Origin of the sequence: Streptomyces sp. NPDC026659 (genome assembly GCF_040638245.1) — a bacterium.
Taxonomy (GTDB): Bacteria; Actinomycetota; Actinomycetes; order Streptomycetales; family Streptomycetaceae; genus Streptomyces.
Map to the genome: position 1 here is coordinate 700288 of NZ_JBEZXY010000001.1, position 25023 is coordinate 725310.

Consider the following 25023-nt stretch of genomic DNA (forward strand, 5'->3'; position numbering starts at 1 on the left):
GCAGGGCCGGTACGTCATTTCGGCAGCTCGCTCTCGTCGGTCGCCCAGGTGGTGGGCGCCGTGGCCAGGCGGAAGTCCAGCCTGCCACCGGAGCGGAGGACCTCCGGGTCTAGCCAGGAGCGGGTGAGCGGGTGGCCGTTGCGGCGTACGGCGTCGATGTAGAGGTGGGTGTCGTCGGCCTCGGGGGCGGTGATGACGAGGTCGCGGTGGTGCGGGCGGGTGACGGTCGCCTTCGGGAAGAGGGGGGCACCGAGGAGGAGGGTGGCGCGGCCCGGGGTCTCGGGGTAGATGCCGAGGGCGGAGAAGACGTACCAGGCGGACATGGTGCCGAGGTCGTCATTGCCGGGGAGGCCGCCGGGGCCCGTGGTGTACACGGTGTCGAGGATCTGGCGGACGGTGGCCTGGGTCTTCCAGGGGGCGCCGAGGGCGTTGTAGAGCCAAGGGGCGTGGATTCCGGGCTCGTTGGTGGGGTCGTAGCGCAGCGCGTCGCCGCCGCGTACGGACCAGGAGCCGTCCGGCTTGTGGAAGAAGCCGTCGAGCCGGGCCTCGGCCCGGTCGCGGCCGCCCATCGCCTCGGCCAGACCCTGGACGTCCTGCGGGACCATCCATGTGTAGGTGGCGCTGGTGCCCTGCGCGAACCCGAGGTCGCTGCCCGGACTGAACGGCGTGACCCAGGAGCCGTCGAGGCGGCGGGCCTGGATGTAGCCGGTGTCCGGGTTGAAGACGTTGCGCCAGTAACCGGCGCGCTCCGTGAAGGACTTGGCGTCCTCGGTGCGGCCGAGCAGCGTCGCCCACTGGGCGAGTCCGAAGTCCGCGACCGCGTCCTCCAGGGTCTCGGCGGCGCCGCCCCAGCAGTGGCACACGTCCTGGGCGGCGTAGTGCGAGGTCAAGTACTGGGCCAGGTTGGGGCGTTGGCCCTCGCACTGGCCGGGGCAGCCCGCGTCCGAGAGGTCGGCGGGGGTGGGCACGGTGGCCTGGTGGACGAGGGAGGCGTAGGCGCCGTTGTAGTCGAAGTTCCGAACTCCCATGGCGTAGAAGGTCGCCAGGGTCGCGGCGGAGGGGTCGCCGGTCATCACGTGGGTCGCGCCGCTGATGTGGACCCAGCGGTCCCACACTCCCCCGTTCTGTCGGGCGAAGTTGTACAGCGACTGCGCGAAGTCGCCTGCCACGGCGGGCCGTAGCAGGGCGAGCAGCTGGATCTGGGCGCGGTACTGGTCCCAGCCGGAGAAGTTGCCGTACTGCGCCCGCTGTCCACGCGCGAGCCGGTGCACGGCCTGGTCCATGCCCCAGTAGCGGCCGTCGGTGTCGCTGATCAGGTTGGGCTGCATCAGGGAGTGGTAGAGCGCGGTGTAGAACGTCGTGCGGCGGGCCGTACTGCCGCCCTGCACCCGCACGGTGCTCAGCTCGCGGTCCCAGGCGCGTGCCCCGGCGGCGGCCACGTCGGACACGCTCGCGTGCGGGGCGATCTCGTGGCGGAGGTTGGCCTCGGCGCCCGCGAGGCTGACGTAGGAGATGCCGATCCGCATGTGGACATCGTTGTCAGTGCTGGTGTCGAAGCCGACCCAGCCGCCGGAGCCGCGTCCTGCCCGGTCGTTGCCGGTGGCGTACCCTTCGCCGCCGTCCGCCGAGGTGGCGCCCGGCGAGAGCGTGCCGTCGTGCCAGGTGCCGGTGGTGGCGAAGTCGCGGTCGAAGGTGGCGCTGAAGTGGAGGCGGTAGTAGCTCTTGCGGTTGTTGGTACCGCCGTTGGCGCGACGGCCGCAGAACGCGCCGGTGAGCACCCAGCCGGTCACCTTGCGGTGGGCGGCGTCGATGTCGACGTGCGCGTCCTCGCTGCCGTTGAGGGAGTTGGACACGCGGAACAGCAGGCTGGCCGGGCGGTCCGCCGGGAAACTGAAGTCCGCGACCCCGGCGCGCTCGCTCACGGCCAGGTCGGCGGAGGCGCCGGAGGCGAGGCCGAGGGTGTAGCGGCCCGGTACGGCCTTCTCGTCCGCGTGGGAGAAGTTGGCCGCGTAGACCGCGTCCCGGGTGTCGGCGCTCGGCGAGGAGGTCACGTCCCCGACGAACGGCATGATCGGTACGTCGCCTGCCGCGCCGGGGTGGCATCCGGCGCCGTTGACGTGGGTGAGGCTCAGGCCGCGTATCCGGGTGGTGTTGTACGCGTACCCGTTCGCCGCCGCGGTGTTGGTCTGGTCCCCGGCGGTACTGGTCGGCGACCAGGCGATCATGCCCTGGGGCAGGGTGGCACCGGGAAAGGTGTTGCCGCCGTTGGCGGAGCCGAGGAGCGGGTCCACGAGCCGTGACAGCGGTTCCTGGCCGGTCGCCGCCACGGCCGGGAAGGGGGCCGCCGCGGCGAGGGCGGTGGTGACCGCCGCGACAGCTGTGCGCGTACCGAGCCGTCTCGCCGCGCGCGCTAACAGGTGACGCATCGTCAAGTCGCCTTTCCGGAAGGGACAGTGGGCGTCGTGAGGCTAGAGGGGCGACCGGTGCGAGGGAAGGGTGCGGGGGCTGCGGACGATGAAGCCTGGGCGAACTCTTGCGGTGGCCGTCGCACTCTCGCGGCGGCCGTCGCGGCGGGAAGTGCACCGGATGAGGTGCTCGACGTGCGCGGCCCCGCCGTCGGCAGGAGGCTGGACCCATGGCCGCACCGCACCACCCCCACATCGTCGTCCACGCCCCCGCACTCGACGGCTCCCGCCGGGTCACCGAGGGCGACGTCACCCTCGGCCTCGCCTCCCACCTCGACGACGTGATCGAGATCCTCCGCATGGCCGACCTGGACCGCATCGAGGTCGAGGAGAGCGACCTGATCGACTGGCAGGGGGGTGGGCCGGACGAGTGGCCGGGGCTGTCGGAGCCGGAGCCGTAGCGGGGCCCTGGCGGGCGGCCTGGAGCGGAGTGCTGTCCCGGGCCGCTGGCCGGAGCGGTTCAGTGGTGCCATGCCACCCGGCCCCGACCCGTCACACACTCGCGGCCGCGCCGAAGTCCTCCGCGATCGGCTCCGGGCTCAGGCGCAGCCGTTGCCGGCACGAGGCGACCCTGCTCAGCGCCCACGCCCTGACGGCGTCCCTGTCCTCCACCATGGCCACCAGCTCTCGCGTGGTCTGCTGCGCGGCGTCCATCCAGGGGGCGATGGGCTCCTCGGCGAGGACCGTGGCGAACCGCTGCCGGGCGAGTGGGACGTCGCCGACGAGCGCTGCGGCAACGCCTGCGTTCCATGGCTCCCAGAACCATCCTCGTCCGACCGGCTGGGCAGCCAGGTCGGCCGCCACCGAGGGGAGGCCGGGGAAGCGAGTCCGGAGCGTCTGCACGGAGATCTCCGCGCGGAGTGCGAGCTCTTCCGCCTCCGGCGCGAACTGCTGGTCACTCCGATAGTGCTCGGCACCACTCAGCCGCTCGCTGACGTTGAACACGAAGTGATCAACGTCCTGCCACAGCCACATGGCTCCGACGTGCAGTCCGCTGCCCTGGCTCCACGTGGGCGAAGGGAACTCGACAATCCCCAGCCACCAGCCGTGATCGTCCAGCCAAACGCGGGACCGACCACGCTGTTGGAGACCGAGCGGGCGGAGCCGGGTCCTGGCGGCCGCAGCCACCAGCCGCGACGCGGGGGAAGGGGAAGCCATGACCGTATTCTCCGTCCCTCACTCTTGCGGTCTCACTCCTCCGGCAACCCCAGCCGCACCCACCGCCCCGGCGCGGTCCGCTCCGTCGCGCTCCGGCCGTCCGTGATGGTCAGGCCCGCCGCCGCGCAGGCGTAGGCCAGATGGTTGGCGCCCCAGGGGAACGTCCGGCCGCGTTGCCAGAAGCGGAAGGGCCAGTGGGCGGGGTCCGCGTCGTGGGGCCAGTGGCCCAGCTCCTCACTGTCGACGACCTCGCCGTCGCGGGCCAGGGCGCCGAACGTGCCGCCCTTGGGGTTGAAGTAGAGGCCGTAGGCGGTGGTGTTGGTCGAGACGGCGCGAAGCAGGGTGTTGTCGCTGGGCAGGTAGCCGTCCTGGGTGATGACGCAGCCGCCCGGGGTGCCGTCCACGTGCCGGACGCCGACGAACCGCAGGGACTCCTCCCAGTCCAGTCCGTCGAGCTCCTCGTCCAGGTCCTCCGCGGGACAGTCGGCGGGGTCGGCGCCGAGGCGGCGGATCACCTCGTCCTCGGTCAGATCGCGGACGAAGCAGACGCCGAGGCCCTCGGTCCACAGCGGTTCCGTGCCGAAGGCCGCGATCAGCGCGTCCGCCGCACGCTGGGCGGCGCTCTCCGGCTCGGAGAGTTCCACCGCGCCGGGGAGGTCCCGGACGAGCGGGGCGAGGGGCGTCGTCAGCAGCAGCCGGCCCGGGGACCAGGGGCCGGACTGGGGTGTCCAGGGGTCCGCTCCGGCGGCGAGCAGCAGCCGGATGCGGTCCTCGTCCATGCCGCACACGGCGTGCCACAGCGGTGTATGACCGTCCTCGTCCCGCACGTCCACGTCCGCGTCCGCCCCCAGCCGCGCCAAAAGCACCTCAACGGCCTCCGCCGAACCCCACTCGGCCGCCAGGTGCAGCGGAGTCGTGCCGGTCCGCCCGGTGGCGGCGGTGAGCGGGGCCCCGCCGTCGAGCCGGGCGCGGATCAGCGCCGCGTCCGCCCAGTCGTCGTACCGCAGCCCCTCCCAGTCAGCGCGGGGAACATAGCGCTGCCGGGCCTCCTCCTCGCGGCGCAGCTGCTCGATCTGGTCGCGGGTCAGGGGCGGGGCCAGGAAGGTCGCGGGGCCGCCCGTCGCCGTCCACATCAGGGCGGGCCGGTCGGCGGTCTCCGGTTCCACCAGGTCCGGCCACACCTCCACCACCCCCGCCGCAGCCGCGCGCAACGCGTCCGTGTCCACGGCGACGCGTGTCTCCGGTATCGCCTCGTCGGGCCACTCGACCACCAGCTCGGCCTGCCCGGGCGGCGGCAGCTCCGGCAGATAGAGATCCACGCCGGTCTTGAAGAGGGAGGGGCGGAGTCCCGGGTCCAGCGGTATCAGGCCGATCGCCTGATCCGTCTGGGCCACTCGCGTCTCGCCGTGCGGACCGGTGTAGGTGATCCGGCGCGTCGTGGTGCCGTCCAGGGAGGTCACCCGGCGCCCGTCGGACAGGAGCAGCCCCACGCGGAGACCGGACTGCCGTGACACCCCGCCACCGTCCCGGCGGGTCCGGCGGAACACCGCGAGATGCAGGGTGACCGACTCCGGCCACACGGACCAGCCGGTCAGCAGCACCCGGGTCTCGGGTCCGGCGCCGGCCTGTTCGAGCCCGGGGACGCGCACCGGCGCGTACCGGTCCACGGGCGGGGTGTACAGCCCCTCGTCCGCCGCCGGACGCAGCCGGGCCAGCACGTCACCCGCCTCGACCGGCTCTTCCGGCAGGACCAGCTCGTCGAAGAATCCCATGCGCGGAGCGTGACACACGCCACTGACAACGCCCGGCGCGACGACGGACCACCCAACCTCAAATCAACCTCTGAACCCGCCCGGGAATGCTTCAACCGCCCTCCGCGCCGGGCAGATTACGACCACGCGGGGCCCGCCGGGACGGGGGCGGCGAGGTCCCGCACGGGGGACTCGTGGGGCGCGGCCCGGCCGGTCGGGCCACGGGGGTGGCCGCGCCCCACGGGATGCCGGAGCGACACCGCTCCGTACGACCCCGCTCAGTCCCCGCGCAGCTCCCCGTACGTCTCCCGCAGCTCCACCTTCCGCACCTTGCCCGAGACGGTCATCGGAAACGCCTCCAGGATCTGGAGACGGCTCGGGATCTTGTAGTGGGCTAGCCGGTCCCGGCAGTACGCGTGCAGTTCCTCCAGAGTGAGCGGGTCTGCCGGGTCGTGCGGGACGACGCAGGCGAGGACCTCCTCGCCGTAGCGCTCGTGGGGTACGCCGACCACCTGGACGTCGCGGATCTTGGGGTGGCCGTAGAGGAACTCCTCGATCTCGCGCGGGTAGATGTTCTCGCCGCCCCGGATGATCATGTCCTTGATGCGGCCGACGATCTCGACGTACCCGTCCTCGCGCATGACCGCGAGGTCCCCGGTGTGCATCCAGCGCCCCGCGTCGATCGCCTCGGCGGTGCGCTCGGGCTCGTCCCAGTAGCCGAGCATCACGCTGTAGCCACGCGTGCACAACTCGCCTGCCGTTCCCCGAGGTTGGGTGACACCGGTGGCCGGGTCGACGACCTTCACCTCCAGGTGGGGCAGGACGCGGCCGACGGTGCCGCAGCGGTGCTCCAGGTCGTCGTCCACGCGGGTCTGGAGGGAGACCGGCGAGGTCTCGGTCATGCCGTAGCAGATGGAGACCTCGGCCATGTGCATCTCGGCGACGACCCGCTTCATCACCTCGACCGGACAGGGGGAGCCCGCCATGATGCCGGTGCGCAGGGTGGAGAGGTCGTACTCCGCGAAGTCCGGGAGGTTCAACTCCGCGATGAACATGGTGGGTACGCCGTACAGCGACGTGCAGCGCTCCCGCTGGACCGCCTCCAGGGTGGCCTTCGGCTCGAAGGACGGGGCGGGGATGACGACGCAGGCGCCGTGCGAGGTGGCCGCCAGGTTTCCCATCACCATGCCGAAGCAGTGGTAGAAGGGCACGGGCACACAGACCCGGTCCTGCTCCGTGTAGGAGATCGACTCCCCCACGAAATAACCGTTGTTGAGGATGTTGTGGTGGGAGAGAGTGGCTCCCTTCGGGAAGCCGGTCGTCCCCGAGGTGTACTGGATGTTGATCGGGTCGTCGCAGGACAACTCGGCGTCACGGGCGTCCAGTTCGGCGGCGCCCAGCCGCTCGCCCCGCGCCGTGAACTCCTCCCAGCCCGGCTCCCCGAAATACACCGCCTCCCGCAACTCCGGGCACCTGCCGCGCACTTCCTCCACCATGGCCCGGTAGTCGCTGGTCTTGTGGGCCGGGGTGGCGAACAGCAGGGAGATGCCCGCCTGGTTGAGGACGTACTCGACCTCGTGGGTGCGGTAGGCCGGGTTGATGTTGACCATCACGGCGCCGATGCGGGCGGTGGCGTACTGCACGAGCATCCACTCGGGGCAGTTCACCGCCCAGACGCCGACGCGGTCACCCTTGGCCACCCCGCTCGCGAGCAGCGCGCACGCCAACCGGTCGATGTCGGCGGTGAATTCGGCGTAGGTCCAGCGCCGCCCGGAGGGCACGTCGACCAGCGCTTCCTGGTCCGGCCAAGTGGCGGCCGTACGGCGGAGGTTCGCGCCGATGGTGTCGCCGAGCAGGGCGGTGTCGCCCGTGCCGTGCGTGTACGACAGGGCAGCGGTCACCGGAAGTCCTCCTCGCGGTACTCGTTCTCCGAGCCCTCGGCCGTGGCCTCGCGCAGTTCGATGCGGCGGATCTTGCCGGAGATGGTCTTGGGCAGCGCGCCGAACTCCAGCCTGCGCAGCCGCTTGTAGGGCGCGAGCACCTCGCGGGAGTGCTCGAAGAGGGCCTTCGCGGTGCCGGGTCCGGGCTCCCAGCCCTCGGCGAGCACGATGTATGCCTTCGGTACGGCGAGCCGGAGTTCGTCCGGCGCGGGCACCACGGCCGCCTCGGCGACCGCCTCGTGCTCCAGGAGGGCGCTCTCCAGCTCGAAGGGGCTGATCTTGTAGTCGGACGCCTTGAACACGTCGTCCGCGCGGCCCACATACGTGAGGTAGCCGTCCGCGTCCCGCGATCCGATGTCCCCCGTACGGTAGTAGCCGCCGGCCATCGCCTCCTCCGTGCGCTCCGGGTCGCCGTGGTAGCCGGTCATCAGGCCCACCGGGCGCTCGGACAGGTCGAGCGCGATCTCGCCCTCGGCGGCGCCGGGGGCGCCGGTCACCGGGTCGAGGAGTTCGATGCGGTAGCCGGGTCCCGGACGGCCCATGGAGCCCGAACGCAGTTCCTGGCCGGGGCTGTTGGCGATCTGGACGGCTGTCTCGGTCTGTCCGAAGCCGTCCCGGACGGTGACGCCCCACGCCCGCCGTACCTGGTCGATGACCTCGGGGTTGAGCGGTTCCCCGGCGGCCACCGCCTCCCGGGGCTTCGTGGCGAGCTGGGTCAGGTCGGCCTGGATGAGCATCCGCCACACGGTGGGCGGCGCGCAGAAGGTGGTGACTCCGGCCCGGTCCATCTCGGTCATCAGCCGAGTGGCGTCGAAGCGGCTGTAGTTGACGACGAAGACGGTCGCCTCCGCGTTCCACGGCGCGAACAGGTTGGACCAGGCGTGCTTGGCCCAGCCGGGCGAGGAGATGTTGAGGTGGACGTCGCCGGGCTTGAGGCCGATCCAGTACATGGTGGCGAGGTGGCCGACCGGGTACGAGGTGTGGGTGTGCTCGACCAGCTTGGGCTGGGCGGTGGTGCCCGAGGTGAAGTACAGCATCAGCGGGTCGTCGGCGAGGGTCGGTCCGTCCGGCACGAACTCGGGCGAGGCCGTGTACGCGTCCTCGTACGGCTCCCAGCCCTCCGCGGGCAGACCGCCGACCGAGATGCGGGTGTAAGTCCCGGGCACCTCCGCGAACTTGGCGGTGTCCTCGGCCCGTACGACCACATGCTTGACCTCGCCGCGGCCGACCCGGTCGCGCAGGTCGGCGGGGCCGAGCAGCGGGGTGGCCGGGATGACCACCGCGCGCAGCTTCATCGCGGCGAGCATGGTCTCCCACAGCTCGGCCTGGTTGCCGAGCATGACGAGGACGCGGTCGCCCGCGGCCACGCCGCGCTCGCGCAGGTGGTTCGCGACCCGGGACGAGCGGGCGGCCAGGTCCGCGAAAGCGAGCCGGGTCTCGGTGCCGTCCTCCTCGACGATGTGCAGCGCGGTGCGGTCGTTGCCCTCCGCGATCACGTCGAACCAGTCCAGGGCCCAGTTGAAGTGCTCGGGCCGGGGCCAGCGGAAGCCCTCGTAGGCGGCCTGGTAGTCCTCCCGGTTCTCCAGCAGGAAATCGCGGGCGCTGCGGAACAGCTCCGTCGGCGTCGTCATCCGTGTCCTCCTCGCGGCTGCGGTCGCCCGCCGAATCGGGCGGAACTCCCGCGTCCCGGGCCATTGCCGGGCGGCTCGTTGTCATCGTCTAATCCGTGATGCGGGTCCCGATAGCCCCGAACGGGGGTGCGTGGACACGGAAGGCCGGGCCGAAGGGGCGACGAAGTGGCGGCAGAGGCGGTGGCGACGGCGGAGATCCGGGCTGCGCTGAACCGGCTGCGGCACACCACGGGCCTGCCCGTCGCGTTCGGCGGGCTGGTGGAGCCGGGCGGCTCGCGCATCCGGATCAGCGAGCTGAGCGGCACGGAGACCGCCGCGCTGCGCTCGCTGGCGGTGACCTCCGGGACCGGGCTCGGCGGCAAGGCGGTCGCGCTCGGCCGGGTGTGCGCCGTGACCGACTACTCCGTCTCGCGCCGCATCAGCCACGAGTACGACGCCCCGGTGGCCGCCGAGGGCCTGCGCTCGGTGCTCGCGGTGCCGGTGGTGGTGCGGCGCCGGGTGCGCGGGGTGCTCTACGGCGCGCTGCGCACCGCCCAGCCGCTGGGCGACCGGGTGCTCGGCGGGGCGGTGGCGGCGGCGCGGGAGGTCGAGCGGGCGCTGGCGGTGCGGGAGACGGCGTCCGCCCCGAGGGAGGAGGCGCGGGGGCTGCCGGCCGCCGTACGTCCGGAGGCGGGGCCGGTGTGGGAGCAGGTGCGCGAGGCCCACGCGGCGCTGCGCGCGCTGGCGCCCCGCATGGCCGATCCGGGACTGCGCGCGGAACTCCTCGCGGCCTGTGACCTGCTGTCCGCTCCCGGTCCCGGCAACGGCGCCGGGCCCGGTCCGGCGGCCGGTCCCCTGCTCGCGCCCCGCGAGCTGGACGTACTGGCCTGGGTCGCCACGGGTGCGACGAACGCGGCCGTGGCCGCGCGGCTGGGGCTGAGCCCGGAGACGGTGAAGGGTTATCTGCGTTCGGCCATGCGGAAACTCGGCGCGCACACGAGGGGCGAGGCGGTGACGGCGGCCCGGCGGGCGGGGGTGTTGCCTTAGGGGCTCTTGGTGGTGTCTTAGGGGCTCTCCCTTGGGGGAAGACCCCTGGGTGAGCGGCCCGAGGGAGTTACCCGGACCCGATTGAATTTCCGGGTCGGCGGACCGGTTGTAATTTCCCTCACCTCCACTTCCGGCCGAATTCGGGGCTCTGTTGCCTAGAATTTGGCCAGGACACGACACGAGGGGAGCGGCGACCGTGCGACGGGACTTCCAGGAGCCTGCTCGATGCCGCCCCGACCTGGTCATCGGCCACGAGGACCTGTTCGCGGCCGCGAAGGACCATCTCGGCTCCGGGGGCAGTGTGCTGCTGCACGGCCCCGCCGGAATAGGAAAGTCGACCGTGCTGCGGGCATTGGCCGAGGAATACGGGGCGCACGCGCGCACCGTGTTGCGCTGCTCGGCGACGGAGTCCGAATCGCATCTGCCCTTCCTCGCCCTCGCCGACCTCTTCGGACTGGTGCTCGACGAGATCGCGCCCCGGCTGCCCGCGGCCCAGCTGACCGCCCTGGAGTCGGCGCTCACCGGGCGGGGCGAGTCCAGCCTCCAGCGCGACGGTCTCGCCCTGCGGCTCGCGGTGCTCTCCGCGCTGCGCGCGCTCGCCGCCCAGGGCCCGGTCCTGGTGGTCGCCGACGACCTCCAGTGGCTCGACCCGGCCAGCGCGGAACTGCTCGGCTTCGCCGCCCGCAGGCTGGAGGGCACCCCGGTGCAGATGCTGTGCGCGGTGCGTACGGAGGGCTCGGACTCCCAGGAGTACGACCGCCATCTGCGCGCCTGTCCGCCGGGCACCGCCGCGCTCCGGCTCGGTCCGCTGGGCCGCGTCCAGGTGGCCCGGCTGCTCGACCACCGGGGTCACGGCGCGCTGCCCCGCTCCACCGTGCGCGAGATCCACCGCACCAGCGGCGGCAATCCGCTGTTCGCCCTGGAGCTCGGCCGCGCCCTCGCCGACAGCCCGACCCCGCCGCGCCCCGGCGAGCCGCTGCCGGTGCCGACCTCGCTGCGCGCGCTGGTGCTCAGCCGGCTGGACATGCTCTCGGTGGAGGCGCGCCGCACCCTGCTCGTGGCGAGCGCGGGCGCCCGGCCCACCACGGCGTTGCTGCACGCGGCGGGCCGGGAGAACGCCGAGGCCGAGTGCGCCCAGGCGGCCGAACTCGGGCTGCTCGCCACCGAGCCGGAGGCCCCGGCCGTACGGTTCGCGCATCCGCTGATCTCCGCCGCGCTGTACGCCGAGGCCCCGGCGCCCGAGCGGCGGGCCGCGCACGCGGCGCTGTCCACGGCCGCCTCGGACCCGATCGAGCGGGCCCGCCATCTGGCCCTCGCCACCACGGGCGCCGACCCCGAGGTGGCCGCCCGGCTCGCGGAGGCGGCCGCGCTCGCGCGCGACCGGGGCGCGCCGTCCGTCGCCGCGCAGCTCGGACTCCTCGCCGCCCGGCGCACCCCGGCGGACAGCGCTCCGGGCCCGGACGAGCGGCGGCTGCAGGCGGCCGAGGACGCGATCACGGCGGGCGAGGTCGACCTGGCGCGGGACATCGCGCGCGAGGTGCTGACCCGGGCGACCGTGCCCGCGCACCGGGTGCGGGCCTGGATCGTGGTGATCGACACCGCCGGGCACACCATGGCCGAGGTCGAGGCGGTCTTCCCGCAGGCGCTGGCCGACGCGGGCGACGACCCCCGGCTGCTGGCCCTGGTCCACTATCAGCTGGCCTGGCGGGCGCTGATCGTGGAGGGCGACTTCACCGATGCCAGGACCGCCGCCGCGCACGCCGCCGAGCTGGCCGCGCGCGGCGCCGACCGGCGCACCGAGCTGCTGGCGCTGGCCTTCCAGGCGCAGATCGAGACCCTGATGGGTCATCCGGAGGCACCGCGCACCATCAAGCACGCCCTGACCGAGCCCCAGGACCCGGAGGTGGCCTGCCATCACAACGGCGCGGGCAGCACCCGGTTCCGCTGGCTGGTCATGGGCGACCGCCTCGCCGAGGCCCGTACGACGGTGACGGCGCTGCTGCGCGAGGTGCGCCGGCGCGGCTCGGTGGAGAGCGAGGTGCACTTCCTGCGCGGCCTGGCCGAGACCGAGCTGCGTGCCGGGCACTGCGGACGCGCCCTCGAAGTGGCGCGGGACGCGCTGCGGCTGGCCCGCGACTCCGGGATCGGCGAGACCGCCACGGCGATGCTCGCCTCCCTGGCCGAGGCGTCCGGCGGTGACGTGGAGCGGGCGGTGGCGCTCGCCCGGGAGGCGGTGGAGCAGGCCGAGCGGGACGGCGACCAGATGTACCTCTCCCGGGCCCTGGGCGCGCTCGGATACGCCCAGTTGGTCGCGGGCGACCCGGCGGGCACCGTGCGCTCGCTGCGCCGGGTGCGCGCGCTGGAGCGGGACCTCGGCATCACCGACCCGGCGCGCGGCCGCTGGCAGGGCGACCTCGCGGAGGCACTGGTCCGCACCGGTGAACCCGACGAGGCGCAGGACGTCATCGACGCGAGCCGCGAACACGCCCTCAGGCTCGGCCGGGAGAGCGTCCTCGCGGTCCTGGACCGGGCGGAGGCCCAGGTCAGGGCGGCACGCGGGGACCACGAGGGGGCGGTGGCCCGGCTGACGTCGGCTCAGGACCGGCTGGCCAAGCTCGGCTACGGCCTGGAGGAGGCGCGGGCCGCGTTCGCGCTGGCCCGGCTGCGCGCCCGGCGCCCGGAGGCCGGGCGCAGACGGCCGCAGGCGGCGTACGACGAGGCGACCCGGTTGTTCCGGCGCTGCCGGGCGCTGCCCTGGCTGCGCCAGGTGGAGGAGGCGCGCACCGCGCCGGAGCCGGAGCCCGCGCCCGCCGCGCCGGAGGCGCTGGACGCGCTCGCCGGACTGGCTTCGATGGAGCGTCAGGTGGCCGCGCTGGTCATGGAGGGCGCGACCAACCGGGAGATCGCCGCACGGCTGTTCGTGAGTGTGAAGACGGTGGAGGCGACGCTCACCAGGGTCTACCGAAAGCTGGGCATCAGGTCCCGGGTGGACATCGTCCGATTGGCCGCAGGTCGCCGCGCGAAGTGAGGGCACGCCCGGTTAACTGAGCCGGACCGAGGGTTTTCCCTCCCCTGTCCCCCTAGGGGGTTCCCTCATTGGGAGGCGGGAGTTCCGGGTCCTAGCGTAAAGGGCGTGCCGCTCGCCCGGGCACACGGGGTCGGTCCCTCCCGCTCTCGGCTCCGCTGGAGCAGGGGGTGCCCCAGCCCCGTGCCACACCCCCACACCCGCGCGACCCCCACCGGCAACCCCCACTGAGGAGACTCATGTTCGGGCTCACTCGTGCCAGAAAGACCGCCGCGACCCTGGTGGCCACCGCCGCCGCGGCGGCCACCGCGCTGATCGCCTCCCCCGCGGCGAGCGCCGCGCCCCAGCCCATCGTGGGCGGCACGACCACCACCGCGTCGGCGTACCCGTACGTCATGCAGATCACGGACGCGTCGGGCAGTCAGTTCTGCGGCGGCACCCTGGTCGCCGCCAAGAAGGTCGTGACGGCCGCGCACTGCATGGTCGGCGAGTCGACGAGCAGCGTGCGCGTGGTCGGCGGCCGGACCTATCTGAACGGCACGGACGGCACGGTGAGCCGCGTCAGCAAGATCTGGATCAACCCGGACTACACCGACGCCACCAACGGCGACGACGTGGCCGTGCTGACCCTGTCGACGTCGATGCCGTACTCCCCGGTGTCGTACGTCTCCTCCTCCCAGACCAGTGTCTACGCGGCCGGTACCACGGCGCGGATTCTCGGCTGGGGTACCACCCGGGAGAACGGCAGCTCCTCCAACCAGCTGCGGACCGCGACCGTTCCGGTCGTGTCCGACTCCAGCTGCCGTTCCTCCTACGGCTCGGACTACGTGCAGTCCGACATGGTGTGCGCCGGACTCACCTCCGGTGGCGTGGACACCTGCCAGGGCGACAGCGGCGGTCCCCTGATCATCGGGGGCGTCCTGGCAGGGATCACTTCCTGGGGCGAGGGGTGCGCGGAGGCCGGTTACCCGGGTGTCTACACCCGGCTGACCACCTTCTCGAACCTGGTGACCGCTCAGGTCAACTCGTAACCCAGGAGACTTCCCGGGGGTTGCCCCGGGTGAGAAACCAGGGGGACGCTGCGAGCGACCACGAGCGGCCCGCAGCGTCCCCCTGTCCACTACGGGGCATCCACCAGGGGATGACCCGGAGAGGGCGCCCCGGAGCGCCCGCCGGACCCAGGCGCGTGTACGGCCCACCGAAGGTGGTGACCGGCGCCGCGGGACCACCCGGCGGACGCGCCGGGGCGCCGTCGGCCGTCCGGACGCTGCTCCGGGCAGGTGAGCGCGGGAGCGAACGGGCCGGTGGGCGCCGGTCATTCCCTACGATCGTGGCGTGCCTCTCTTCACGCTCGAACGCACGGTCCCCCTTCCCCTCGCGGAGGCGTGGCGCCGGCTCACCGACTGGCCCCGCCACGCCGACGTGGTGCCGCTGACCCGGGTCACGGTGGCCACGCCCCCGCCGACCGGGGTGGGCACCCGCTTCGTCGCCCGTACGGGTGTCGGTCCGCTGACCTTCGACGACCCGATGGAAGTCACCGTCTGGCGGCCCCCGGTGGACGACGAACCCGGGCTGTGCCGGCTGGAGAAGCGCGGCCGTGTGGTGCTGGGCTGGGCCGAGATCGAGGTGCGGCCGGGGCCGGGCGGGCGGACCCGGGTGGTGTGGCGCGAGGAGCTGCGGGTGAGTTTCCTGCCCCGGTCCTTCGACGGGGTGACGACCAGCGCGGCCCAGTCGATGTTCGGGCGCGCGGTGAACGGGCTGCTGCGGCGGGAGTGAACCCGCCCGGACCGGGCCCGGTTCAGTCCTTGCGGCCGGTGACGGCCACCGTCACACCCAGGCCGATCATCGCGAGGCCGCCCGCGCCGCCGACGGCCGAGAGCCGCCGGGGCGAGCGGGCGAACCAGTCCCGGGCGGCGGAGGCGACCAGCCCCCAGGCGCTGTCCGAGGCCAGGGCGATGACGTTGAACACCAGCCCGAGCAGCAGCATCTGGGCCGGGACGTGCCCCTGGCCGGGGTCGGCGAACTGGGGCAGTACGGCGGCGAAGAACACGATCGTCTTGGGGTTGGCCACGCCCACCGCGAACCCCTCCCCCAGTGTGCGCAGCGCGCCGTGCTCCGGCCCCGGTCCGGCGGCGGTGACCGCGTCCCGCAGCGAGCCGCGCCGCCGCCAGGCCATGACCCCGAGGTACACGAGGTAGGCGGCGCCCGCGAGTTTGAGCACCGTGAAGGCGAGCAGCGAGCGCTCCACCACCGAGCCGACGCCGAGGGCGACGGCGGCGACGAGCACATAGGCGCCGAGGGTGTTGCCCGCGACGGTGGTCAGCGCGGCCCTGCGACCGTGCGCGAGGGCCCGGCCGACCACGAACAGCACGCTCGGGCCCGGCACCACGATGAGAACGAGGGAGAGGGCCGCGAACGCCAGCAGCCGGTCGGTGGAGACCATGCGCTCATGCAAGCACGGCGGCGGGGAGGGGCGGCAAGCGCTTTTCCGGGGGTCGGCGCGAGGCCGGACCGGGGGTCGCACAGGGCGTCGGCCCGGTACGCCGGGAGTCGCGCCGCCGCCCCCTCGCGCTCAGGCCACCGACCCGAAGCGGCGGCCGGCCCGGTCGGGCACGTCGCGGTGGATCGGGGTGTGCGCCCCAGTGAGCGGCAACCCGCTGCCCCCGCGCCGTCCTGCGACGATCTCGGCGGCGATGGACAGCGCGGTCTCCTCGGGGGTGCGGGCGCCGAGGTCGAGCCCGATCGGGGAGTGCAGGCGGGCGAGTTCCAGCTCGGTGACCCCGGCCTCGCGCAGCAGCTCCAGGCGGTCGAGGTGGGTGCGCCGGGAGCCCATCGCGCCGACGTAGGCGACGGGCAGGCGCAGGGCGTGGCGCAGCAGCGGCACGTCGAACTTGGAGTCGTGGGTGAGGACGCAGAGCACGGTGCGGGAGTCGGTCGCGGTGCGCTCCAGATAGCGGTGCGGCCAGTCGACCACGATCTCGTCGGCCTCCGGGAAGCGGGCCCGGGTGGTGAACACGGGGCGGGCGTCGCACACGGTGACGTGGTAGCCGAGGAAGGCGCCGACGCGGACCAGCGCGGCCGCGAAGTCGACGGCGCCGAAGACGATCATCCGGGGTGGGGGCACCGAGGACTCGACCAGGACGGTCACCGGGTCCCCGCAGCGCTCCCCGCGTTCGCCGGCCTCCACGGTGCCGGTGCGGCCCGCGTCCAGGAAGGCGGCGGCCTCGGCGGCGACGGTGCGGTCCAGTTCGGGGTGGGCGCCGAAGCCGCCGAGCAGGGTGCCGTCGGGGCGGACGAGCAGGGACCGGCCGAGGAGTTCCTCCGGTCCGGACACGATCCTGGCGAGGGCCGCCGTACGGCCCCGGGCGGCGGCGGCCAGCGCGGCGGCGAGCACCGGCCGGTCGGGGCTGTCGGCGCGCACCGGGGTCACCAGGACGTCGAGGGTGCCGCCGCAGGTCAGTCCGGCGGCGAAGGCGTCCGCGTCGTCGTACCCGAAGTGTTCGAGGACGGTCTCGCCGTCCACGAGGGCCTGGCGGCACAGCTCGTAGACCGCGCCCTCGACGCAGCCGCCGGAGACCGAGCCGACGGCCGTGCCGTCGCCGTCCACCGCGAGGGCCGCGCCCTGCGGGCGGGGGGCGCTGCCGCCGACGCCCACCACCGTGGCCACGGCGAAGTCGCGGCCCTGGGTGATCCACCGGTCCAGCTCTTCGGCGATGTCGAGCATCAGTCGGCCTCCTGACCGTGCGCCGCTCTCATGCCGTCCCCGTCAGGTGCTCGGGCCGTACCGGGACCCGGTCGAGGTCGAGCCCGGTCGCGGCCCGGATCGCCGCCAGCACGGCGGGAGTCGACGACAGCGTGGGTGCCTCGCCGACGCCGCGCAGCCCGTACGGGGCGTTGCTGTCGGCGAGTTCGAGGACGTCGACCGGGATGGTGGGGGTGTCGAGAATAGTCGGGATGAGGTAGTCGGTGAAGGAGGGGTTGCGGACCTTCGCGGTGACCGGGTCGACCTGGATCTCCTCCATCACGGCGATGCCGAGACCCTGGACGGTGCCGCCCTGGATCTGGCCGGTGACCGAGAGCGGGTTGAGGGCCTTGCCGACGTCCTGGGCGCAGGCCAGCTCGATCACCTTGACCAGGCCGAGTTCGGTGTCGACCTCGACGACGGCGCGGTGCGCGGCGAAGGAGTACTGGACGTGTCCGTCGCCCTGCCCGGTGTGCCGGTCGAAGGGCTGGGTGGGCCGGTGCCGCCACTCCGCCTCGACCTCGACGCTCTCGCCCTCCAGCACGTCGGCCAGCGCGGCGAGGACCTCCCCGCCGTCGGTGACCACCTTGCCGTCCTCCAGGAGGAGTTCGGCCGTGGCCCAGGCGGGGTGGTGACTGCCGTACTTGCGGCGGCCGATGGCGAGTACCTTCTCGCGCACCAGTTCGCAGGCGTGGCGTACGGCGCCTCCGGTGACGTACGTCTGCCGGGAGGCGGAGGTCGAACCGGCGCTGCCCACCCGGGTGTCGGCCGGTTTGATGGTCACCTGGCTCACGCCCAGTTCGGTGCGGGCGATCTGCGCGTGCACGGTGACGCCGCCCTGACCGACCTCCGCCATGGCGGTGTGCACGGTGGCGACGGGGGCGCCTCCGGCGACCTCCATGCGGACCTTGGCGGTGGAGTAGTCGTCGAACCCCTCGGAGAAACCGACGTTCTTGATGCCGACCGCGTAGCCGACGCCGCGTACGACGCCTTCGCCGTGGGTGGTGTTGGAGAGGCCGCCGGGCAGCTGGCGTACGTCGGCGCCCTCGCTGGACTCCCACTGGCGCTCGGGCGGCATGGGCAACGCCTTGACACGGCGCAGGAGTTCGGCCACCGGCGCGGGTGAGTCGACGATCTGCCCGGTCGGCATCACACTGCCCTGCTCCATGGCGTTGCGCTGCCGCAGCTCCACCGGGTCCATGTCGAGCGCCTTGGCCAGCTTGTCCATCTGTGCCTCGTAGGCGAAGCACGCCTGGACGGCGCCGAAGCCGCGCATCGCGCCGCAGGGCGGGTTGTTGGTGTAGAGGGCGATGGCCTCCACGTCCACGTCGTCCACCTCGTACGGCCCGACGCCGAGGGAGGCGGCGTTGCCGACCACGGCCGGGGAGGAGGAGGCGTAGGCGCCGCCGTCGAGGACGATGCGGGCCTTGACGTGGGTGAGCCTGCCGTCGCGGGTCGCGCCGTGTTCGTAGGTCAGCTTGGCCGGGTGGCGGTGGACGTGTCCGAAGAAGGACTCGAACCGGTTGTAGACGATCTTCACGGGGCGCCCGGTGCGCAGGGCGAGCAGGCAGGCGTGGATCTGCATCGACAGGTCCTCGCGGCCGCCGAACGCGCCGCCGACCCCGGCCAGGGTCATCCGCACCTTGTCCTCGGGCAGGCCGAGCACGGGGGCGATCTGGTGCAGGTCGGAGTGGAGCCACTGGGTGGCGATGTAGAGGTGGACGCCGCCGTCCTCCTCGGGGACGGCCAGCCCGGACTCGGGGCCGAGGAACGCCTGGTCCTGCATGCCGAAGGTGTACTCGCCGGTGACGATCACGTCGGCGCGTTCGGCGGCCAGTCGGGCGTTCCCGCGCACGATCGGCTGGCGGTGGACGATGTTCGGGTGCGGGACGTACGGGAAGTGGTGGTCGTCGCGGTGCTCGTGAACGAGGGGCGCGTCGGGGGCCGTTGCCGAGGCGTGGTCGGTGACGACGGGCAACTCCCGGTACTCCACGCGGATCTTGGCGGCGGCGCGGCGGGCGGTCTCGGGGTGGTCGGCGGCGACGACGGCGACGGGTTCGCCGTGGTGGCGGACCTTGCCGTGGGCGAGGACGGGGGTGTCCTGGATCTCCAGGCCGTAGTGGCGTGCCTCGGCGGGCAGGTCGTCGTAGGTGAGGACGGCGTGGACGCCGGGCAGGGCCAGCGCCTCGGCGGTGTCGATGGAGACGATCTCGGCGTGGGCGACGGTGGAGCGCAGGATCTGGCCCCACAGCATGTCCTCGTGCCAGAGGTCGGAGGAGTAGGCGAACTCGCCGGTGACCTTGAGGATTCCGTCCGGGCGCAGCGTGGACTCGCCGATGCCGCCCCGGGCGCCGGAGCCCTGGGTGATCTTCGTGGGGGCGCCCGACGGGCGTGTGGTGGTGGGGAGTTCGCGCGGTGTCATCTCACGCCCCCTCGGTCTGACGGGCGGCGGCCAGGCGGACCGCGTCCATGATCTTCTCGTAGCCGGTGCAGCGGCACAGGTTGCCCGAGAGCGCCTCGCGGATGTCGGCGTCGGACGGTTCGGGGTTCTGCTCCAGCAACTCGTCGGCGGCGACGAGGAGTCCGGGGGTGCAGAAGCCGCACTGCACGGCGCCCGCGTCGATGAACGCCTGCTGGATCGGGGCGAGTTCGCCACCGGTGCCGGGCTGCCAACGCCGGGCCTCCTCCAGGGACGTACCCGCCGCGGAGCTGCACGTACCCGCCGCGGAAGTACACGTGCCCGCCCCGGAGGTGCCGTCCGCGCGCTGCCGTACGTGCTCCGCGAGCCCCTCGACGGTGACCACCTCGCGGCCCTCCGCCTGGCCCGCCGCGACCAGGCAGGAGCAGACCGGGACGCCGTCGAGGCGGACCGTGCAGGAGCCGCACTCGCCCTGTTCGCAGGCGTTCTTGGAGCCGGGCAGGCCCAGCCGCTCACGCAGGACGTAGAGCAGGGACTCGCCCTCCCAGACGTCGTCGGCCTGCTGGGGGCGTCCGTTGACGGTGAAGCTGACGCGCATCAGGCGGCTCCCTCTTCGGTGGCGCGGCGGCCGCCGCGATAGGACTCCCAGGTCCAGGTGAGCGTCCGGCGGGCGAGGACGCCGACCGCGTGGCGGCGGTACCCGGCGGTGCCCCGGACGTCGTCGATCGGGTTGCAGGCGCCCGCGCACAGGTCCGCGAACCGCTGGACGAGGGAGGCGGGAAGCGGCTTGCCGGTGTCCCAGTGCCGGCCCTCCTCCAGGGCCGCGTTCACGAACTCCTCGGCGGTGGTGGCCCGTACGGGTGTCGGGGCGGCGGAGCCGATGCCGGTGCGCACGGTACGTGACTCCGGGTGCAGGGCGAGGCCGAAGGCGCAGACGGCGATGACCATGGCGTTGCGGGTGCCGACCTTGGCGTACTGCTGGGGCCCTTCGGCCTTCTTGATGTGCACCGCGCGGATCAGCTCGTCGGGCCGGAGGGCGTTGCGCTTGACGCCGGTGTAGAAGGCGTCGATGGGGATCATGCGGGTGCCCCGGGCCGCCGACTCGGCCTCGACCTCGGCTCCCGCGGCGAGCAGGGCGGGGTGGGCGTCCCCGGCCGGGGAGGCGGTGCCGAGGTTGCCGCCGACGCCGCCCCGGTTGCGGATCTGCGGGGAGGCGACGGTGTGCGAGGCGAGCGCGAGACCGGGCAGCTCGGCGCGCAGGTTCCGCATGATCGCCGCGTACGGGACGCTCGCGCCCAGCCGCACGGTGTCCTGGCCGGTCTCCCATTCGTAGAGATCTCCGACCCGGTTGAGGTCGAGGAGGTACTCCGGTCGGCGGTGGTCGAAGTTGATCTCCACCATCACATCGGTGCCGCCCGCGATCGGCACGGCGCTGGGGTGCTCGGCCTTGGCAGCGAGCGCCTCCTCCCAGCTGGCGGGGCGAAGGAAGTCCATGACCGGTTCTCTTCCTCGTCTCTGGGTCGGCAAAGCCGATTCATTCGAGTGTTTTTGGCGGGGAGTACTCCCAGTACACCGCCGGGCGCGCCGCCCGGGTCAGTCACGGAAACCATGAAGGAGTTGGCTGGCCAGGGCGGGCATCTTGTAGATTCGTATGAACGGAGGCCATCGGCAATCTCCCCGTTTCCCTCCGGAAACGTTTCGCCTTCTCCCGGAAACGTTTCCCCGGGGAGAGACGGAGACGGTCCGGCGGCACGGACCATGTGTTTCGAGACAAGGAATGGCGGCGACGAGATGCGGCTGCGCGCACTGCTGGACACCGACGCGCTGGGCCTGCGGCTGCTCGGCGGCGAGGACGAGCTGGACCGTACGGTGCGCGGGGTCATGACGACCGACCTGCGCGACCCGAGCCGCTACCTCTCCGGCGGCGAGCTGGTCCTCACGGGCCTGGCCTGGCGCAAGGACGCCGAGGACTCGGAGGCGTTCGTCCGGCTGCTGGTCCAGGCCCAGGTCGCGGCCCTGGCGGCGGGCGAGGCCGAGCTGCGCGACATCCCCGAGGACCTGGTGCTGGCCTGCGCCCGGCACCGGCTGCCGCTGTTCGCGGTGGACGAGTCGGTGGCGTTCGCGACGATCACCGAGCACGTCGTACGGCAGGTGTCCGGCGAGCGGGCCGGTGACCTGGCCGCCGTGGTGGACCGGCACCGGCGGATGATGACCTCGGGCCCGGCGGGCGGCGGTCCCGATGTGGTCCTCGACCTGCTCGGCAGCGACCTGGACCTGCGCGCCTGGGTGCTCTCGCCGACCGGCCGCCCGATAGCGGCCCCCAAGTCGGCGGGCCCCGCCCCCGACCCGGAGACCTTCGTACGGCTCGCCGCCGAGCATCTGGCGGCCACCCGCGCGGGGCGTCCCGGACCGCACCGGGTCGTGGTCGACGGCACCACGTACTCCCTCTTCCCGGTCCGCTCCTCCGGACGCGCCCCGCAGGCCGCGCCGGACGTGCGCGAGACCGTGCTCACCGACTGGCTGCTGGCCGTGGCGGCGGACGCCGCGGACTGGCCCGAGGAGCGGCTCGACCTGCTGCGGGGCGTCACCCAGCTGATAGCCGTCGAGCGCGACCGGCGCGAGGCGTCCCGTACCGTGCGCCGCCGCCTCGCCCAGGAGGTCCTTGAGCTGGTGCAGTCCGGCGCCGCGCCCGCCGAGATCGCGGCCCGCCTCCGGGTCGCCGCGCCGGTCCTGCTGCCCGGCCTCGGAGCGGCCCCGCACTGGCAGGTGGTCGTGGCCCGCGTCGAGTGGGAGGACGGCGCGGTCGCGGGCGGCCCGGTCGCCCAGTCGCTCCTCGAAGAGGTGCTGGCCGATCCGTCGGCCACCGGTCCGGATGCCGCCGACCGGGTCGCGGTCGCGCACACCGGCGACGAGGCCGTGGCACTGGTGCCACTGCCCGCCGTCTCCACCGAGCACGACGGCTCCGAGACCGGGCTGCTCGCGGACGCCCTCCTGCGCTCGGTACGGGACGCCCTCTCGGCGGGCCTCGACGGCGACGGCCGCCTCACCCTCGGCGTCAGCGCCGCCGTGCACTCCGCCGAGGGGCTGCGCGGCGCCCTGGAGGAGGCCCGGCACGCCCGCGGCGTCGCGGCGGCCCGCCCCGGCCGCGTCTGCGCCGCCGGCCACCAGGAACTGGCCTCCCACGTCCTCCTGCTCCCCTTCGTCCCGGACGACGTACGACGCGCCTTCACGGCCCGTCTCCTCGACCCCCTCAAGGAGTACGACCGCCGCCACCGCGCCGAGCTGATCCCCACCCTGGAAGCCTTCCTCGAGTCCGACGGCTCCTGGACCCGCTGCGCCGCCCGCCTGCACCTCCACGTCAACACCCTCCGCTACCGCGTGGGCCGCATCGAACAGCTCACGGGCCGCGACCTGTCCCGGCTGGAGGACAAGCTGGACTTCTTCCTGGCGCTCCGGATGAGCTGAGCTGAGCCCTCCGGGGGTTCGGCGGGATGTCGTCAACGTGGTTCCGGGGGAGGCGACCGGGCACCGGCCGACCGATCCTGTGGCAGCGGCCGCGCCACAGGCACACCAGGACCACGCCCGGAGTGCCTCCAGCCGCACCAGGACCGCGCGGCCGCCTCCGGCCGTCCCGAGGCTGCGCTCCGGAACGCCGCCCGCCGGTACCGGGGACGACGGCCGCCACCCAGGAGCGACGGGGCGCCGCGCAGCCGCCGCCCCGGCGCCGAGCGCGGGCGTTCCCGAGCCCTCACCAGCGCGGTTTCTCCGACACCCGCCCCTGCCACCCGACACGGACCCCTGGCCTCCCCGGGACCAGTCCCCCGCGTCGGGTGACGGAGCCGAGCGCCCCCCTCGCACCCGTGCGCCGGGAACTTTGTGAAAACATTCACCCATCCTCTTGGCCTCGCGCGGAGATCGGTGCTGGAATGCCGCCACCACTCATCGGCTCGACGGCGTGCTGGAGGAGGCAACGTGGCGTACACCGCCATGTCTGGTTACGGAACGACCCCCGGTGACGATCCCCTCCAGACCGCGGTGTGGCGGCTGCGCTCCCGGGCCTGCTGGGCGGACGCGGCGGCCCTGCTGCCGGCGGACACCCCCGGCACGGCCCTGCAGCGGGCCGCCCTGCTCGTGGAGCGCTGCCTGTACACCGAGCGGGGCTGGGAGGCGGCCGAGGACGCCCTGCGCACCGCCGAGGCGCGGGCCCACACCGACGACGAGCGGGGCGCGGCCGCCTGCGAGCGCGGCCAGCTCGCCTACGCCTCCACGCTGCACGGCGTACGGGACCGCGCCGACGAGGCACGGTCCGCGCTCGGCCGGGCGGCGGCACTGATCGCTCCGGGGTCCGCCGGACGGGCCCTGCTGGACTTCCGGCGCGGACTGCTCGCCGAGAACCTGAGCAGTTCCCCGCAGGCGGCCCGCGCCGCCTACCGCCGGGCCCACGCGGGCGCCACCACCCACTCCGCCCCGTTACTGCTCTCCTTCACCTGGCGCCACCTCGCCGGACTCGCCCTGCGCGAGGGCGAGTTGGCCGAGGCCAGGCACGGCTTCGCCGAATCCCTGCGCATCCGCGAGGAGTTGGGCTACCTGGTGGGCACGGCCCCCGCGCTCGCCTCCCTGGCCGACACCGAAACGGAACCGGAGGCATCCCGTCTGCGCGAGGAGGCCCGCCGCCTGTTCCGCCTGCTGGGCGGCGTACCGACCTGGCTGGCCGAGCAGTTGAACCCACCGACGCAGGGGGCGGCCACCACGGCGTAGCCGCGCCCGCGGCCTCGCGACGAGGCCCCGGCCGCCGCCGCGGTGGGCCCGCCGCGACGAAGTCGCGATGGCCCGCTCACCGCCCGGACAGCCGGCCGCCGAGCGGCATTTCAGCGTGCGGCGGGCGTCACACCGGGCGGCTCGGGCGGCTGGTGCGCGGAGCGAAGACCGGGCCCGTGTCCGGAGAAGGCCACGACGAGAACATCCCGTACGCAGGCACCCGTGCCGGTATCGGGCTGCGCACCAGCGGGCCGCAGGCCGATACCCCGCACGCCCCCAAAAAATCAGCGGCCGGCGCCAAAGTGCTCCCCCACCAGCCGCGCCGCCTCCTCCGACTCACAAGAGATCAACGCGTCCAGCAGAGCGAGGTGTTCGGTCGCGTCCGCCAGCAACGCCGTACGGCCACGCCGTGCCTGCGTGCCCACCAGGGGCCACTGGGAGCGGCGGTGCAGGTCTTCCGCGATGCCGACGAGTTGCTCGTTGCCCGCGAGGGAGAGGACGGCGCGGTGGAAGGCGCGGTCGGACTCGGCGTAGACGGCGGGGCAGCCGGAGCCCGCCGCGCGGACCGTGTCCTCGGCGAACGGCAGGAGTTCGGCCCAGCGGGCGGGCGGGACGGTGCGGGCGAGCCGTAGCAGCACCGGCACCTCCAACAGCGCCCGCACCTCGGCCAGTTCGGCCAGTTCCCGGGCTCCGCGGCGGACGACGCGGAAGCCCCGGTTGGGGACGACCTCGACCGCGCCCTCCAGGGCGAGCTGCTGCATGGCCTCGCGGACGGGCGTGGCGGAGACACCGAAGCGTTCGCCGAGGAGCGGCGCCGAGTAGACCTCGCCGGGCTCCAGTTCGCCGGTGACCAGCGCGGTGCGCAGCGCGTCGAGGATCTGTCCGCGCACCGAGGAGCGCTGGACGGCGGCGCGCGGCACGCGGATCGGCGTCTCGCTGTGCGTGTGCTCGCCGCGCGCGCCCGTCGCGCCGTTCGCCCGTTCGCGGGGCGCCGCGGCGGGCTCGGACGGTCTGGGCTGGGGCGGTACCCGGGGTGTCGTGGGCCGCGCCGCGCCCCATGGCAGTCCCGCTCCGGTGAGGTCGTGCAGTCCCTGCTTCACGGGGTCCT

General features: G+C 73.6%; 18 protein-coding genes. 7 read left to right on the forward strand and 11 right to left on the reverse strand.

Annotated elements, in window-relative coordinates; translation table 11 throughout:
- Positions 1–14: 14 nt before the first annotated feature.
- On the reverse strand, positions 15–2426 hold the full coding sequence (locus AB0E91_RS03070) for a GH92 family glycosyl hydrolase (protein WP_361774244.1): 2412 nt from the start codon (positions 2424–2426) through the stop codon (positions 15–17).
- Positions 2427–2635: 209 nt separating this feature from the next.
- Here AB0E91_RS03070 and AB0E91_RS03075 point away from each other — a divergent pair, with 209 nt between their 5' ends.
- Positions 2636–2866, forward strand: a complete 231-nt coding sequence (locus tag AB0E91_RS03075; RefSeq protein ID WP_018547086.1) for a hypothetical protein — start codon at positions 2636–2638, stop codon at positions 2864–2866.
- 91 nt (positions 2867–2957) lie between these two features.
- Here the strand turns inward: AB0E91_RS03075 and AB0E91_RS03080 are convergent, their stop codons facing one another.
- The 4 genes from AB0E91_RS03080 to AB0E91_RS03095 all read right to left on the reverse strand — a co-directional run bounded on the left by AB0E91_RS03080 (position 2958) and on the right by AB0E91_RS03095 (position 8945).
- Positions 2958–3623, reverse strand: coding sequence for a hypothetical protein (locus AB0E91_RS03080; RefSeq protein ID WP_361774247.1), 666 nt, complete (start codon positions 3621–3623; stop codon positions 2958–2960).
- 32 nt (positions 3624–3655) lie between these two features.
- Positions 3656–5395 carry an ankyrin repeat domain-containing protein gene (locus AB0E91_RS03085; protein ID WP_361774250.1) on the reverse strand — a complete coding sequence of 580 codons (1740 nt, stop codon included), beginning with the start codon at positions 5393–5395 and terminating at the stop codon, positions 3656–3658.
- Between the two features lie 257 nt (positions 5396–5652).
- Positions 5653–7275 carry an AMP-binding protein gene (locus AB0E91_RS03090; protein ID WP_361774253.1) on the reverse strand — a complete coding sequence of 541 codons (1623 nt, stop codon included), beginning with the start codon at positions 7273–7275 and terminating at the stop codon, positions 5653–5655.
- On the reverse strand, positions 7272–8945 hold the full coding sequence (locus AB0E91_RS03095; RefSeq protein ID WP_361774256.1) for an AMP-binding protein: 1674 nt from the start codon (positions 8943–8945) through the stop codon (positions 7272–7274). The genes AB0E91_RS03090 and AB0E91_RS03095 overlap by 4 nt, the downstream gene beginning before the upstream one ends.
- A 165-nt stretch (positions 8946–9110) precedes the next feature.
- On the opposite strand from AB0E91_RS03095, the gene AB0E91_RS03100 reads away from it, so the two are divergent.
- The 4 genes from AB0E91_RS03100 (at position 9111) to AB0E91_RS03115 (ending at position 14772) form a co-directional block, all read left to right on the forward strand.
- Positions 9111–9971 (forward strand): helix-turn-helix transcriptional regulator, encoded by an 861-nt coding sequence (locus tag AB0E91_RS03100; RefSeq protein ID WP_361774259.1) that lies wholly within the window; start codon positions 9111–9113, stop codon positions 9969–9971.
- 196 nt (positions 9972–10167) lie between these two features.
- A complete protein-coding gene (locus AB0E91_RS03105; protein ID WP_361774262.1) occupies positions 10168–12999 on the forward strand; it encodes an AAA family ATPase in 2832 nt (943 codons plus the stop codon).
- 236 nt (positions 13000–13235) lie between these two features.
- Positions 13236–14027: a serine protease gene (locus tag AB0E91_RS03110; RefSeq protein WP_161178444.1), complete on the forward strand. Its 792-nt coding sequence runs from the start codon at positions 13236–13238 to the stop codon at positions 14025–14027.
- A gap of 304 nt (positions 14028–14331) precedes the next feature.
- Positions 14332–14772 (forward strand): SRPBCC family protein, encoded by a 441-nt coding sequence (locus AB0E91_RS03115; RefSeq protein WP_361774266.1) that lies wholly within the window; start codon positions 14332–14334, stop codon positions 14770–14772.
- Between the two features lie 22 nt (positions 14773–14794).
- On the opposite strand, the gene AB0E91_RS03120 is transcribed toward AB0E91_RS03115, so the two are convergent.
- The 5 genes from AB0E91_RS03120 to AB0E91_RS03140 all read right to left on the reverse strand — a co-directional run bounded on the left by AB0E91_RS03120 (position 14795) and on the right by AB0E91_RS03140 (position 20651).
- Positions 14795–15439: a LysE family translocator gene (locus AB0E91_RS03120; RefSeq protein ID WP_361774269.1), complete on the reverse strand. Its 645-nt coding sequence runs from the start codon at positions 15437–15439 to the stop codon at positions 14795–14797.
- Positions 15440–15568: 129 nt separating this feature from the next.
- Positions 15569–16720 carry an XdhC/CoxI family protein gene (locus AB0E91_RS03125; RefSeq protein WP_361774272.1) on the reverse strand — a complete coding sequence of 384 codons (1152 nt, stop codon included), beginning with the start codon at positions 16718–16720 and terminating at the stop codon, positions 15569–15571.
- Between the two features lie 28 nt (positions 16721–16748).
- Complete coding sequence (gene pucD / locus AB0E91_RS03130; protein WP_361774275.1) at positions 16749–19160, reverse strand: xanthine dehydrogenase subunit D; 2412 nt, start codon at positions 19158–19160, stop codon at positions 16749–16751.
- Position 19161: 1 nt separating this feature from the next.
- Positions 19162–19755: a (2Fe-2S)-binding protein gene (locus AB0E91_RS03135; protein ID WP_361774277.1), complete on the reverse strand. Its 594-nt coding sequence runs from the start codon at positions 19753–19755 to the stop codon at positions 19162–19164.
- Positions 19755–20651 (reverse strand): FAD binding domain-containing protein, encoded by an 897-nt coding sequence (locus tag AB0E91_RS03140; RefSeq protein WP_361774280.1) that lies wholly within the window; start codon positions 20649–20651, stop codon positions 19755–19757. The genes AB0E91_RS03135 and AB0E91_RS03140 overlap by 1 nt, the downstream gene beginning before the upstream one ends.
- Before the next feature lie 297 nt (positions 20652–20948).
- On the opposite strand from AB0E91_RS03140, the gene AB0E91_RS03145 reads away from it, so the two are divergent.
- Entirely contained in the window at positions 20949–22622 is a 1674-nt protein-coding gene (locus AB0E91_RS03145; RefSeq protein ID WP_361774283.1) for a PucR family transcriptional regulator ligand-binding domain-containing protein, read from the forward strand.
- Between the two features lie 522 nt (positions 22623–23144).
- On the forward strand, positions 23145–23915 hold the full coding sequence (locus tag AB0E91_RS03150) for a hypothetical protein (RefSeq protein WP_361775141.1): 771 nt from the start codon (positions 23145–23147) through the stop codon (positions 23913–23915).
- A 284-nt stretch (positions 23916–24199) separates the two neighbouring features.
- Here AB0E91_RS03150 and AB0E91_RS03155 read toward each other — a convergent pair whose 3' ends face one another.
- Positions 24200–25015, reverse strand: coding sequence for a GntR family transcriptional regulator (locus AB0E91_RS03155; RefSeq protein WP_361774286.1), 816 nt, complete (start codon positions 25013–25015; stop codon positions 24200–24202).
- Between the last annotated feature and the right edge of the window lie 8 nt (positions 25016–25023).

Excerpts from the sequence above, each read along its gene's own strand:
- AB0E91_RS03125 (WP_361774272.1), bottom strand. The coding sequence starts at position 16,720 with ATGCTCGACATCGCCGAAGAGCTGGACCGGTGGATCACCCAGGGCCGC.
- AB0E91_RS03075 (WP_018547086.1), top strand. The coding sequence starts at position 2,636 with ATGGCCGCACCGCACCACCCCCACATCGTCGTCCACGCCCCCGCACTC.
- AB0E91_RS03080 (WP_361774247.1), bottom strand. The coding sequence starts at position 3,623 with ATGGCTTCCCCTTCCCCCGCGTCGCGGCTGGTGGCTGCGGCCGCCAGG.
- AB0E91_RS03135 (WP_361774277.1), bottom strand. The coding sequence starts at position 19,755 with ATGCGCGTCAGCTTCACCGTCAACGGACGCCCCCAGCAGGCCGACGAC.
- pucD (WP_361774275.1), bottom strand. The coding sequence starts at position 19,160 with ATGACACCGCGCGAACTCCCCACCACCACACGCCCGTCGGGCGCCCCC.
- AB0E91_RS03150 (WP_361775141.1), top strand. The coding sequence starts at position 23,145 with ATGTCTGGTTACGGAACGACCCCCGGTGACGATCCCCTCCAGACCGCG.
- AB0E91_RS03095 (WP_361774256.1), bottom strand. The coding sequence starts at position 8,945 with ATGACGACGCCGACGGAGCTGTTCCGCAGCGCCCGCGATTTCCTGCTG.
- AB0E91_RS03110 (WP_161178444.1), top strand. The coding sequence starts at position 13,236 with ATGTTCGGGCTCACTCGTGCCAGAAAGACCGCCGCGACCCTGGTGGCC.
- AB0E91_RS03145 (WP_361774283.1), top strand. The coding sequence starts at position 20,949 with ATGCGGCTGCGCGCACTGCTGGACACCGACGCGCTGGGCCTGCGGCTG.
- AB0E91_RS03070 (WP_361774244.1), bottom strand. The coding sequence starts at position 2,426 with ATGCGTCACCTGTTAGCGCGCGCGGCGAGACGGCTCGGTACGCGCACA.
- AB0E91_RS03120 (WP_361774269.1), bottom strand. The coding sequence starts at position 15,439 with ATGGTCTCCACCGACCGGCTGCTGGCGTTCGCGGCCCTCTCCCTCGTT.
- AB0E91_RS03140 (WP_361774280.1), bottom strand. The coding sequence starts at position 20,651 with ATGGACTTCCTTCGCCCCGCCAGCTGGGAGGAGGCGCTCGCTGCCAAG.
- AB0E91_RS03085 (WP_361774250.1), bottom strand. The coding sequence starts at position 5,395 with ATGGGATTCTTCGACGAGCTGGTCCTGCCGGAAGAGCCGGTCGAGGCG.